The following is an 11,966-nucleotide window of genomic DNA, read 5'->3' as shown; positions in this document are numbered from 1 at the left end:
CCACTCCGGCCGCCGCCGGTGGTAATGCCGCCAGGGGCTACTTGAAGCTGGCCCCCACCAGGCCGCGGGTGGCGGCAACAAGCTTCATCGGGTCGCTGGAACCGGCCGGCGGAACGTACACCGCCATTGACTCGGCGAAGTTGAGGACCATCCCCGTGGTGGTTTCCTTGCCGCCGGCCAGTGCTGCGGCGTCGTCACCGATGGTGAGCTTGTCGCCGGCAGCCTTGGGGGTTCCCTCGAAGCCGAAGTTGATCCTGCCCAGGACCAGCGCGCCGCCGTCCGAGGTCCGGAACACCACGGTGCTCTCCGGGACCACCTTGTGGGTGAAGGTGAAGTTGCCGTTCTGGCCAGCCTTGGCCACCTCGGCCTGGTAGGACAGGGTGTCGGCAATGTAGGGCGAGGACTCGCCCTCCACCAGCTTGTCCTTGAAGGGCGAGTCGGCGGATGTGAGCCTGTCGGCGAGCCCGGACATGGTCTCCTCGCCGCTGTACAACAGGCCGGCCTTGTCGGCGGGGGCCAGGGTCTGGGTGCCTCCCCGGCTGATGTTCGGGAAGGTCGTTCCGGGCTGGAGCGGGGTGGTCTCCACCAGCTTGTAGTTCTCGCGCGGCGACTGCTGGACCAGCGTAAGGATCTGCGGGACCACGTTGCCCTCGCCTTGGGTGACGGCCAGTACCGAACGCGGCCAGTCCCGGTCGCTGGTGACCACCGTGGTCAGCAGCTTGGTGGAGCGCACCGGCATGCGGGGCTCGTAGGAGCCTACCTGCGAGCGGATCTTGTAGTTCTGCGTACGGACTTCGAGTTCGGGACCGGCTACGCGGTCTGCAAGCTTGGCCGCGTCTTTGGCGGCGTCGCCCGCGTCGGTTGCGCTGGAGACCTGCTCCAGGATGCGGCGGAACTGCGAATCCAGCAGCACCGGCAGGCCGCCGGAGGTTGCCGGCGCGGAAGCATTCCCGGTGGCCGCCGGGGACGGAGTGGCGGCCTGGGCGGCGGGCGCGGTTCCCGCCAGCACGGCGGCCGTCATGCCGGCGGCCAGCATGGTCAGCCGCGACGGGGAGGACTTCGCCTGGCTGCGGGCACGGGCGCGCTGCGCAAAGCTGCTGCTCCCGCCCTCGCCTTCGCCGTCCGCCCCGCCGTCCTTCCGGCGGCCGGAAAGCACGGCCAGGGCGATGCCGCCCAGGATCAGCAGACCGCCGACGACCATCAGGGGGACGGCCCAGGGGGTGGAAGTATCGTTCGGGAACGTCATGGACACCGACGCCGGGGCAGGCTTGGTGCCGTCGGCGGCAAGCAGCAGGGACCAGTCCCCGTCAGCGGGCGGGGTCCAGGTGTACTCCAGTTCGCCGCTGGCGTTTTCGCTGGCGGCCCAGAGGTCCGACCCGGCCGGGTTCGGCGCCGTGGCGTCGCCGTCGGCGTGTTCAACCTGCAGGGACTTCCCGTCCTCGGAAACCCCGGAGATGGTGTTGTGGGCAGTCGGGCCGACCCAGGCCTGGACGTCGTCCGGCCTGCCGGCAGCCAGGATGAAGTTTCCGTCGCCCTGGACGGTCACCTTGACCGGTCCCTCGTGGAGGGTCCGCAGTTTTTGGTCGATGACGGTCAGCGGAGCGGCAGCGGCATCCGCCGGGACGGCGGCAGTGAACGTCTCCGATGGAGCCCAGATGGTCCTCTGGCCAATGCCGGCCAAAAGTGTCAGGAGGCCGAGCAGCACGAGTGCGACTGCAGTCTTTAAACGCAAGGGAAACACCTATCATCAGCGGGGGTTTGCCTTCAATAGTAACCTTTTTGTTACCACGGGCCCGGTTTCCACCGTCCGGGGCGGGACCGCGGCGCCTCCCGGACGGCGCCTTCCGCTCCCGTTGACAAGCCTGCTGATAGTGTTTGCGATGATCATCACACCGGCCCGCCGAGGCGGCGCCTCGCACGGAACAGGCCCCAAAACCAGTGACTGACAAGACGGACCCGTCCTCCGCGGAAGCCGGAAATTCCAGGGACTCCAGGGGCGCGGCCCCGGCCCCGGTGGTCCCGGCAGGCATGGCAGCAGCCCGGCGCAGGGGCACCGCCGCGGCGACCCTGGGCCAGGTGGTGCGCAGGCTCCGGCAGCCCCTGCCCGGCGCCCAGCCCCGGCTCAGGTTCGAAATGCCGCCAGAGTATGCAGGACAGGCACCCGAAGCGGACCACGACAACGACGAGGAACCGCAGTTCGGGCACCCCGGGCCCCGCATGTCCCCCCAGCATCCGCTGTACATGGGGTTCATGGGCACCGTGGGCGTGGGACTGGCGCTGCTCGTCTACTGGATCGGCTCCCACACCACGCAGTTGCTGCTGTGGATCGTGGCGGCGCTGTTTATCGCCCTCGGCCTGGAGCCGGTGGTTGGCTGGCTGGAGAACCGGAAGATTCCCCGCCCGGCCGGAATCCTGGTCTCGGTGGCGGTCCTGATGGGCGCCGTCGTCGGCTTCTTCGCCACCCTGATTCCCACGATCGTGGAACAGGTGTCTGAAATCGTCCAGCAGGCGCCGGACTGGGTGCGCAACTTCATGGACTCGGACTTCTTCCGCAGCCTGGACAACCAGTTCGGCATCAGAGACCGGATCACCGAGGAACTGGACAAGTTCGTCAAGGATCCCGCCGCAATGGGCGGTATTTTCGGCGGCGTGGTGGGCTTCGGATCTACGGTGGCCAACGCCCTCTTCGGCACACTGATCGTCCTGGTCCTGAGCCTCTACTTCCTGGCGGCACTTCCGGCCATGAAGAAATGGGGCTACCGGCTGGCACCGCGTTCGCGCCGGAAGCGCGTGGCCGCGCTGTCGGAGGAGATCACGCGCTCAGTGGGCAACTACGTCATCGGCCAGGCCTGCGTGGCCCTGCTCAACGCCACATTCGCCTTCATCGTCATGTCCATCGTGGGCGTCCCCTTTGCCCTGCTCCTGGCGTTCGTGGTGGCGCTGCTCGCGTTCATCCCCTTGGTGGGCGGCATGATCGCCGGCATAGTGGTGGTGCTGGTGTCCCTCACGGAGGGCTGGCAGGCGGCCGCGGTCTACGCGGTCTGCTACTTCGCCTACCTGCAGTTCGAGGCCTACTTCATCTCGCCGCGCATCATGCAGAAGGCCGTGGCGGTGCCCGGCGCCGTGGCGGTGATCTCCGTGATCGCCGGCGGCAGCCTGCTGGGCGTGCTGGGCGCCCTGATCGCCATCCCCACCGCCGCCGCCGTCATGCTCCTGGTCCGGGAGATCTACATCGTCCGGCAGGACCAGCACTAGCCTGCCTACGTGGCCGCTGTCGCCGTCGGGCCGTCCCATTCCTGCGGGAGCGAAGCGCCGGCGGCGTCCGGGCTGACCAGTGACACGATGTCATTGAGCACGCGCGCGGCGTACTTCTCCCCCACCCACAGGTGCTTGGCGCCGTCCACGCCCACCACCCGGGCCTGCGGCACCAGGGCAAAGCGGGCGGCTGCCTCGGCCGGCTGCAGGAAGTCGTCGTGCTCGGGCACCAGCACCGTCAGCGGCTTGCCCGACTCCGCCCACTGCTGCAGGTGCTTGTCCGTGGCACGGTGCAGCGGCGGCGACAGAAGCACGGCGCCCTCGATCTGCGCGGCCACCGGCTCCACAGCCCCGTACATCAGCGCAAGTTCCGTTCCGAAGGACCACCCCACCAGCCAGCGGTTGGGCAGGCCACGGTCGACGGCGAAGCGGACGGCCGCCTCGACGTCGTACCGCTCGCCGATGCCCTCTTCAAAGCCGCCGGTGCTGGTGCCGCGCGGCGACTCCGTGCCGCGGGTGTTGAACCGCAGCACGGCGATACCGGCGAGCGCGGGCAGACGGTAGGAGGCCTTGCGGAAGACGTGCGAGTCCATGAACCCGCCGTGCGTGGGCAGCGGGTGGAGTGTGATCAGCGTGGCCTTGACCGGCCCCGATTCCGGAAGTGCCAGCTCGCCCACGAGGGTGTGGCCGTCCTCCGTCTGCAGTTCGATGTTCTCCCGGAGTGCTGGCAGCACAGTGGAGGCACGGATGGGGGCGGGGCCCGCGGACGGAGTGAAGTGGTACGACGCCGGATCAAAAGTCATGCCTGCCAGCTTAGCGAGAGCCGGGCGGCGCTGCGGCAGGAGACATCAGCGGTAACGGTAGCTGCGCGACACCCAGCAGTTGGTGTGCCAGTGCCGGCGTTCGGCCAGGCCGGCGGCGGCACCGAAGAGGTGGTCGTCCTTCCAGACCACCAGGTGCGCGACTCCGGGCAGGACGGCCGTGGAGCATTCGGGGCAGATGTAGGTCTTTTCGGCGTTCTTCGCGGTCATGGTGCGGACCATCCACTCGCCGTCGGGAGCGCTCTCCCGGCGGGCGATGCCGGCCCGTGCCCGCTCAAGGTCCAGTTCGGGTACGTCGGCGCTGTTCCTGCGTCCCGCTCCCCTGCCAGAGGCGGCACCCTTGCCGGAGGCTGGACGGCGGGGACGGTTGGAGCGCGGCATGTATCCATTCTGCCCCAGGCGGCCGGCAGGACAGGGCGCCGGCACGGCCCTCGGGCCCCACGCGGTAGTCTGTACGGCGTGCGACTTGTCATAGCCCATTGCTCCGTTGATTACGTTGGCCGGCTCAAAGCCCACCTCCCGCTCGCTACCAGGCTGCTGCTGGTGAAGGCGGATGGTTCGGTGCTGGTGCACTCGGACGGCGGCTCCTACAAGCCCCTGAACTGGATGAGCCCGCCGGCCACGCTCCGTGTCTTCTCCCCCGACGACATCGACCTGGAGCTTGGCGTCGTGGAGCAGTGGACGGTCCAGTCGGCCAAGACCGACGACCGGCTGATCATCAACATCCACGAAAAACTCAGCGAATCCTCGCACGACCTCGGGGTGGATCCGGGCCTGATCAAGGACGGGGTGGAGGCGGACCTGCAGCGGCTCCTGGCCGAACAGATCGAAACGCTGGGCCCGGGGTACTCCCTGATCCGGCGCGAGTACTTCACCGCGATCGGGCCGGTGGACATCCTGGCCCGGGACGCCGACGGCGCCACGGTGGCCATCGAACTCAAGCGCCGGGGGGACATCGATGGCGTGGAGCAGCTGACGCGGTACCTGGAACTGTTGAACCGGGACCCGCTGCTGGCTCCGGTCCGGGGCATCTTTGCCGCCCAGCAGATCAAGCCGCAGGCCAAGGTCCTCGCCAACGACCGCGGCATTGACTGCGTCACCCTCGACTACGATGCCATGCGCGGCGTGGACGACATCGAATCGCGGCTTTTCTAGTCCCCTTCCAAGGTTCCTGTTCGCTCTTCCGCGGAACTCAGGGGCTCCCGGAACGCCTTGTTTCGCGTTACCGGCTTTTTACCCAAAATTTATCCCTTTTCCTGTTCGAGCCGTTGACCTGCGGGAACGGGCATGAAATTCTTGTCTCAGTCTTTGTGTAGGTGTTTTTCATGCTCGCAAGACATGTTGCGAGCGCGAAGCTCCTGCAGCGCCAGACCCTTCCAGGCAAGGCAATCCAGGATTCTTCTCGCGGAGTGACCAAGACCGGTACGAAGTGTGCCGATCTTAAATAAGTTCCACAATGAGGAGAAATAAATGGCACAGGGAACCGTCAAGTGGTTCAACGCTGAAAAGGGCTTCGGCTTCATTACCCCGGATGACTCCGACGGCGATGTCTTCGTTCACTACTCGGAGATCCAGACCGGCGGCTTCAAGACCCTCGACGAGAACCAGCGTGTTCAGTTCGAGATCGGCCAGGGCGCCAAGGGTCCCCAGGCTACCGGCGTAACCGTCGTCTAGTCTGACCCCGTCAGCCTTACCCGTCCGGCCGCCGCATGCGGCCGTCAGCGGAGAAGATGGTCCCCCGGCGTATGCGCCGGGGGACCATTTCCGTTACGAGACCAGTTTCCGCACCAGGCGGGCCCCCTGGGCCAGGGAAAGTCCGGGGAGGTAGGCGCGGGTGAGGGCCCTGCCGATCGCCGGCAGGTGCAGCGGGTCCTGGTAGTACAGGTAGAGCGCACGGTACTCCGGCTTGAACCGGGACTTGAAGGCCGCGAGCGAGCGGAACCCGTAGACAGGTTCCAGGGCATGGCCCACCAGATCCAGGATCCGGACCAGGTTCTCCGCCTCCTCGTCGCGGGCGCCTTCGCCTGCCCCGCCGTCCGCGCCCGCCTCCGCCGGGACCTCCGGCCTGCTGGCCAGCGGTGAACCCGACAGGGAAATCACCTCCACGGAATCACGCAGCTCCAGCACTGCGGAGGCGATCAGGAATTCCATCACGCCGGGGAATCCCTCGGTACCCCGGCGCATGACGTCAAGTGTCCTGCTGACCAGCCGCCCGCCGTCGTACACGGGAAGCCAGCTGGTCACCCCGTGCACCGTCCCGTTGCCGTCCACGGCCAGGCAGCACAGGACCTCCTCGTCATCGAGCTCGTCCACACCGCCCAACGTGAAGCCCATCTCGGGAACCGACTTCCCGGCTGCCCATTCCTCGGATACTTCATTCAACCGGGACCGCAGCGCTGCGGGCAGCGAGTGGTACGAGCCCCACACAGCCTCGACCCCCAGCTTGGCCGCGCGGTTCAGCGCCGTGCGGACGTTTTGCCATTCCTTGCCCTTGAACTCGAGCTCGTGCAGGGCAAGCCGCGTCTCCTGTGCCACCGCCACCCGCGAATAGCCCCGCTCACGCAGGACTGGCCACAGGGTGTCGTCGCAGGAGTACAGCGCAGGTATCAGCGCCTGGCTGCGGCAATAGTACAGGAATCCCTCCGTGACCGCCTGCTCTGCCCGGCGGTCCCCGAAGGCCCCGCCCAGGGTCAGCGCCACCGTGCCATGCTGCTGGAACGCCACCGCGCCTTTGCCGTCAGGGCTGAACCAGTAGGTGTTGGGCTCCCACAGCGCCATCCAGGACAGCGGACCACCGCCCTGGTGGAGGAGTTCCCGCGCCCGGTCCCTGTCCTGCCCGCCCAAGACGTGCCCGTGGTGGCGGCCGACGAGCACCCACCACACCGCCGCCAGGGTGACGAGCCAGAAGATGGGGCCGGAGTAGGCAAAGAGGAACGCCTCGGCGCTGTCCCGGGCCCCGAAGACCCGGCGGAAGTTCTGCGGAATGGGCACCGGGACATACTGCCGGGCCAGTTCGGCCAGCAGTCCCAGCACTCCCCCGTCGCGGGCCAGGCCGCCGGAACCAAGCCAGGCAACGGTGTAGAAACTGGCAAGGGTCAGCCAGGTCCCGCCCACCACCACGCCAAGCGTTCGCCGGGCTCCCGGCTGGGTCTGCACGCGGAACTGCCGGCGGTTGAGCCACAGCACCACCGACAGCAGCAACGGCACCACAACGAGGGGCAGCACATGGGCGAAGGCGGAGGCCAGGGGCGTGGCGTGCGGACCCTGCAGCCGTGACGGGACCAGCGCGAACAGGGTGAGGTACACAGTCGCCAGGGCTGTCACCGCCAGCTGGATGGCAAGCGCGATGTTCAGCGCCAGCCTGCGGCCGCGGCGCATGCCGTCCGCGCAGATCAGCAGCAGGATGACAGGGACAATGGCCAGCGCCAGTCCGAACGGCCCCGCAAACCCGGCACGGCCCGTCTCGAGGCAGGAGGGATCCACGGTGGCGCCGCAGTTGAACACCAGCTGGCTAAGGGTGGGCATCGGGCTAAGCACCACATCGCGCAGCAGGGCCAGAGGACCGGTGGGAGCCCGCGTGATCCCGGTCAGGATCGGCCCCACGGCAAAAACGGCCACGGTGAGCGCCAGCAGGTTCCTCGTCTCGCGGCCGGTGGACCGGTGCCGGTGCAGCCGTCCCTGGTCGCCTTGGATCCACCAGCCGGCAAGGAGGCCCAGGAGCGCACCGATCAGGCCGATGACAGTCTCGGCGTGCCCCACATAGAGGACCAGCAGGATCGAGATCGAGAGCACCGCGGTACGGAGCCGACGCTGCCAGAGAAGGGGGATCCGGGCGCTGGCAGCCAAACCCGCGGTAAGAACGGGAGCGTAGGGCCCGATCAGGCGGTCGTTGACCATCCTGTCCAGCCACCCATCACCGCCATAGACTGCCAGCTGGGTGACCAGCAGGAAGAGGGTCACGGCGGCGAACTGGCCGCCGAAGAACAGTCCGACGGCGGCGCGCCGGCCCAGCCTGCGCTCGGCCAGTCCCAGCAACAGGACGATCATGAGGGACGCGGTCAGGTACGCGAGCGGATTGGTGGCGAAGAAGATGCTGGTGAACAGCTGCCACCAGTTGCCGGCCCGCAGGTCCGGGCCGCTGACGGAGGCCAGCCACAGGAGCCTCTCGGGCGGCCCGTCCAGGTAACTGCCCGTCACGGCACCGGCTGCGAGGAAGGCGGCAAGGACACCCAGGGTGAGCGGCATCGATCTCAGCGTGACCAGGGCCTGCCGGAGCGCCGGGCGGCCCACGCTGGACCACATCAGGGTGACCGTACGGTCCCTGGTTGGGACATTCACGGCTGCATCCTCCACCGGTCGGCCAGGAACTGCAAGGCATCCGCTATCCGTTTCGACGAGGTATCCCAGGAATGGCCGGTGTGTTCAACCTCGTACGCGCGCACGGTGAAGCCGGCACCCTCCGCGGCGGTGGCCAGGGTGTGGAGGTACCCCACGAATTCGGGGTCGTTCTGGCCCGCGGTCAGGTACATGCCGCTGGCCTCGAACCGTTGGTGTTTCATGATCTCCAGTGGCAGCTGTTGGGTGAATTCCTCCGGATTTCCCGGGAAGGAGGCGTCTATGGTCTTCTGCCGCTCCTTGGCTATGGCAGGCTCCGCTTCACTGGAGAAGGCCAGGACGTCCGCAAAGACGTCAGGATGCCTGGTGCCCATCTGCACGGCACACGTTCCCCCGAAGGAGAATCCGCCCACTGCCCAGTGGCTGTGGTTGGTATCGATGGCCAGGGTGGAACTGATCCAGCGCGGCACGTCCTGCGACAGGTAGGTGTCCGCCTTGGCGATCTTGCTGTCCATGCACATGGTGTTGGCCGACTGTGAGCCGTTGGGGTCGGGGATCACCACTACCGGTGCCAGCCCGCCGTGGGCCGCTGCAAAGGAATCCAGATGCCCCCGGATGGCGCCTCCGGTCAGCCAGTCCGCGGGGCCACCGGGCTGGCCGGCCACCAGGACCAGGACCGGGAGGGCGGGACGGTTGCGCGCGAAATAGGCGGGGGGCAGGTAAATGTAGGCGTCACGGTTGTTCATCCCGGACGAGGTGCCGGGGATCGGGGATTTGCGGAGGACTCCCCCGGCCGGCAGCTCGCCGTCGGGCTTCCATCCCTGCAGCGGCACGCCGTCGGACTCGCCGGAGCGGCGCATGAGGTCCTGCTCCAGGGCCGGGATGCGGGCCAGGGCGGTCCCCATCAGGTCACTGACGGTCCGGTTCAGCCCGAAGTAGGCATTGATCTGGAGGGCCGAAAGCAGCACCACCAGCAGTGCGGCCAGGATTACTCCCCCGCGTCCAGGCCAATTGGTCCGCGGCAGCCGGAGCAGGGCCAGGAGGAGGGCCGTAACGGCCGGCACCAGCCACATCAGCACGGGATCCGGCAGGTCTTCCGGAAAGACCGTAAAGACATTGATGAGGGCCCAGTGCACGGTTGCCACCAGCGCGAACGCTGCGCCGGCCGCAACAACGATCCGGGCGAGCCACAGCCTCGCCGGGGCACACCGGGGCGGCACCAGGAGCAAGGCTGCGGCGCCTGTTCCCAATACCAGGACGGACCAGTACAGTGGCCCGTCCGTGAGCCGGATGTCTGAAAACCAGTCCACGTTGGCTAGCGCCAGGTGCCCACGCCGATGACGGGTCCCGCTTCCAGCCAGGATGACAGGCCGGTGTAGGCATCGAACTTCATGGCCAGACGCAGGTCCTGTCCCTCATAGCGCAGTTCGACAATCACCACGTTCGGCTGCACCTTCACAGCTTCCGCCTCCGTAGGTTGCCGTCGGCCCAGCAGTTCCAGGGAACTGCGCCTGAAGGTGTGTTTGGGCCGCACGCTCAGGGAGATCAGCCGGAACCATTCAAGGCAGTCGTCCTGATAACGACAAACCCCCATCTGCCAGCTGTTTCCAGCCATGCAAATGGAGGCGTCCACGGTGCCGAGGGCACGCCGCAGGTTGAAGCGGCGCACCCCCGAAAGGCACAGTGCAAAAATCAGCAATCCGAAAGTGACTGCCAAGGCGATGAACGGAAAATCTGCTGCGTCCATCAAGGTCGTGCTAGCGGATCCCAGCGGTAGCCGAGCCGCCCAGCTGGGCGTTGTCAGCAACGATAACCACGCGGTTGTTGTCGACGGAGAAGAATCCGCCGTCGACATCTACCGCAATACGGTCCCCGGAAACCGGCTGGATTGCCAGCTCACCTTCGGCCAGGATCGCCAGCAGGGGCGAGTGGCCGGGCAGGATTCCGATTTCACCATCGCTGGTGCGGGCCTTGACCATCTTGGCCGCTCCGGACCACACGAAGTGGTCCGCTGCGACAATCTCAACCTCAAGCTCAGCCATATTACTTGGTCTGTTCCTGGATCTTGGCCCACTGGCGCTCAACGTCATCGAGGCCACCGACGTTGAAGAACGCCTGCTCCGCGATGTGGTCGAGGTCGCCGTCGCAGATCGCGGCGAAGCCTTCGACGGTGTCCTTGATGGAGACCGTGGAGCCTTCGACACCGGTGAACTGCTTCGCGGTGTAGGTGTTCTGCGACAGGAACTGCTGGATGCGGCGTGCACGCGACACGACGATCTTGTCCTCTTCGGAGAGTTCATCGACACCGAGGATGGCGATGATGTCCTGGAGTTCCTTGTTCTTCTGCAGGATCTGCTTCACACGGACGGCCGTGTTGTAGTGGTCCTTGCCGATGTACTGGGGGTCCAGGATGCGCGAGGTGGACGTCAGCGGGTCAACGGCCGGGTACAGACCACGGGAGGCGATTTCACGGGACAGTTCCGTGGTCGCGTCCAGGTGTGCGAAGGTCGTGGCCGGAGCCGGGTCGGTGTAGTCGTCAGCGGGGACGTAGATGGCCTGCATCGAGGTGATGGAGTGGCCCTTGGTCGACGTGATGCGCTCCTGCAGGAGGCCCATCTCGTCAGCCAGGTTGGGCTGGTAGCCCACGGCGGACGGCATGCGGCCCAGCAGGGTGGAAACCTCGGAACCTGCCTGGGTGAAGCGGAAGATGTTGTCGATGAAGAGCAGCACGTCCTGGTTCTGGACATCGCGGAAGTATTCCGCCATGGTCAGCGCGGACAGGGCCACCCGCAGACGCGTTCCCGGCGGCTCATCCATCTGGCCGAAGACAAGGGCGGTGTCCTTGAGGACGCCTGCCTCTTCCATTTCAACCCAGAGGTCGTTGCCCTCACGGGTACGCTCGCCGACACCGGCGAAGACGGAAGTACCACCGAAGTTGCGGGCAACACGGGTGATCATTTCCTGGATCAGAACGGTCTTGCCCACGCCGGCGCCGCCGAACAGGCCGATCTTTCCACCCTTGATGTAGGGGGTGAGGAGGTCGATGACCTTGATGCCCGTCTCGAGCATTTCGGTGGAGCCTTCGAGCGAAGCGAAGCTCGGTGCCTTGCGGTGGATGGGCCAGCGTTCGCTGATCTCCAGTTCCGACTCGGCAACGTCGAGGGGCTGGCCCAGGACGTTGAAGATGTGGCCCTTGACGCCGTCGCCGACAGGCACGGAGATCGGGGCACCGCTGTCCACTACGGACGTGCCGCGGACGAGTCCGTCGGTGGCCTGCAGGGAGATGGCGCGGACGAGGTTGTCACCCAGGTGCTGGGAGGTCTCGAACGTGATGGTCTTGGTCTCACCGTTGAGAGTGATCTCGGTGGTGAGTGCGTTGTAGATGGACGGGATTGCGTCAGCCGGGAATTCGACGTCGACAACCGGGCCGATTACGCGCGCAATGCGGCCGGTAGCACCGGACGTTGCGGCTACGTGTTCGGTAGCAGTGGCAGTCATCTCTCTCACTTCACTCAGTAGATGGCGTGGGGTTAAGTTTATCTGTGGTGGTGCAGG

At 66.6% G+C, this 11,966-nt stretch carries 11 protein-coding genes; 3 read left to right on the top strand and 8 right to left on the bottom strand.

From position 1 onward, the window contains the following. Nucleotides 1-37 precede the first annotated feature (37 nt). On the bottom strand, nt 38-1,705 hold the full coding sequence (locus tag K4G53_RS17020; protein ID WP_221386969.1) for a hypothetical protein: 1,668 nt from the start codon (nt 1,703-1,705) through the stop codon (nt 38-40). Between the two features lie 233 nt (nt 1,706-1,938). Here K4G53_RS17020 and K4G53_RS17015 point away from each other — a divergent pair, with 233 nt between their 5' ends. After that, nucleotides 1,939-3,255, top strand: a complete 1,317-nt coding sequence (locus K4G53_RS17015) for an AI-2E family transporter (protein WP_221386794.1) — start codon at nt 1,939-1,941, stop codon at nt 3,253-3,255. 5 nt (nt 3,256-3,260) lie between these two features. On the opposite strand, the gene K4G53_RS17010 is transcribed toward K4G53_RS17015, so the two are convergent. After that, complete coding sequence (locus K4G53_RS17010) at nt 3,261-4,058, bottom strand: alpha/beta hydrolase (RefSeq protein ID WP_221386793.1); 798 nt, start codon at nt 4,056-4,058, stop codon at nt 3,261-3,263. 45 nt (nt 4,059-4,103) lie between these two features. Continuing rightward, nucleotides 4,104-4,457, bottom strand: a complete 354-nt coding sequence (locus K4G53_RS17005) for an ATP/GTP-binding protein (RefSeq protein WP_221386792.1) — start codon at nt 4,455-4,457, stop codon at nt 4,104-4,106. Nucleotides 4,458-4,535: 78 nt separating this feature from the next. Here K4G53_RS17005 and nucS point away from each other — a divergent pair, with 78 nt between their 5' ends. Next, nucleotides 4,536-5,231, top strand: coding sequence for an endonuclease NucS (gene nucS, locus K4G53_RS17000; protein ID WP_221386791.1), 696 nt, complete (start codon nt 4,536-4,538; stop codon nt 5,229-5,231). Between the two features lie 315 nt (nt 5,232-5,546). Continuing rightward, on the top strand, nt 5,547-5,750 hold the full coding sequence (locus K4G53_RS16995; protein WP_003804766.1) for a cold-shock protein: 204 nt from the start codon (nt 5,547-5,549) through the stop codon (nt 5,748-5,750). 93 nt (nt 5,751-5,843) lie between these two features. Here K4G53_RS16995 and K4G53_RS16990 read toward each other — a convergent pair whose 3' ends face one another. The 5 genes from K4G53_RS16990 to atpD are packed head-to-tail and all read right to left on the bottom strand — an operon-like array spanning nt 5,844 to nt 11,909. Continuing rightward, complete coding sequence (locus tag K4G53_RS16990; protein WP_221386968.1) at nt 5,844-8,378, bottom strand: bifunctional lysylphosphatidylglycerol flippase/synthetase MprF; 2,535 nt, start codon at nt 8,376-8,378, stop codon at nt 5,844-5,846. Nucleotides 8,379-8,410: 32 nt separating this feature from the next. Beyond that, nucleotides 8,411-9,721: an alpha/beta hydrolase family protein gene (locus K4G53_RS16985; RefSeq protein ID WP_221386790.1), complete on the bottom strand. Its 1,311-nt coding sequence runs from the start codon at nt 9,719-9,721 to the stop codon at nt 8,411-8,413. Between the two features lie 5 nt (nt 9,722-9,726). Continuing rightward, nucleotides 9,727-10,158 carry a DUF2550 domain-containing protein gene (locus K4G53_RS16980; RefSeq protein ID WP_221386789.1) on the bottom strand — a complete coding sequence of 144 codons (432 nt, stop codon included), beginning with the start codon at nt 10,156-10,158 and terminating at the stop codon, nt 9,727-9,729. 10 nt (nt 10,159-10,168) lie between these two features. Continuing rightward, nucleotides 10,169-10,453 (bottom strand): F0F1 ATP synthase subunit epsilon, encoded by a 285-nt coding sequence (locus K4G53_RS16975; protein WP_018760117.1) that lies wholly within the window; start codon nt 10,451-10,453, stop codon nt 10,169-10,171. Nucleotide 10,454: 1 nt separating this feature from the next. Continuing rightward, nucleotides 10,455-11,909 (bottom strand): F0F1 ATP synthase subunit beta, encoded by a 1,455-nt coding sequence (gene atpD, locus K4G53_RS16970; protein ID WP_221386788.1) that lies wholly within the window; start codon nt 11,907-11,909, stop codon nt 10,455-10,457. Nucleotides 11,910-11,966: the final 57 nt, after the last annotated feature.

Origin of the sequence: Arthrobacter sp. MAHUQ-56 (assembly GCF_019710585.1) — a bacterium.
Classification (GTDB): domain Bacteria; phylum Actinomycetota; class Actinomycetes; order Actinomycetales; family Micrococcaceae; genus Arthrobacter.
This window is presented reverse-complemented; position numbering and strand designations above follow the sequence as displayed.

What these genes read in the sequence shown, in the direction of transcription:
- K4G53_RS16995 (WP_003804766.1), top strand. Translation starts at nt 5,547, where the DNA reads ATGGCACAGGGAACCGTCAAGTGGTTCAACGCTGAAAAGGGCTTCGGC.
- K4G53_RS17005 (WP_221386792.1), bottom strand. Translation starts at nt 4,457, where the DNA reads ATGCCGCGCTCCAACCGTCCCCGCCGTCCAGCCTCCGGCAAGGGTGCC.
- K4G53_RS16990 (WP_221386968.1), bottom strand. Translation starts at nt 8,378, where the DNA reads ATGTGGTCCAGCGTGGGCCGCCCGGCGCTCCGGCAGGCCCTGGTCACG.
- K4G53_RS16975 (WP_018760117.1), bottom strand. Translation starts at nt 10,453, where the DNA reads ATGGCTGAGCTTGAGGTTGAGATTGTCGCAGCGGACCACTTCGTGTGG.
- K4G53_RS16980 (WP_221386789.1), bottom strand. Translation starts at nt 10,158, where the DNA reads ATGGACGCAGCAGATTTTCCGTTCATCGCCTTGGCAGTCACTTTCGGA.
- K4G53_RS17010 (WP_221386793.1), bottom strand. Translation starts at nt 4,058, where the DNA reads ATGACTTTTGATCCGGCGTCGTACCACTTCACTCCGTCCGCGGGCCCC.
- atpD (WP_221386788.1), bottom strand. Translation starts at nt 11,909, where the DNA reads ATGACTGCCACTGCTACCGAACACGTAGCCGCAACGTCCGGTGCTACC.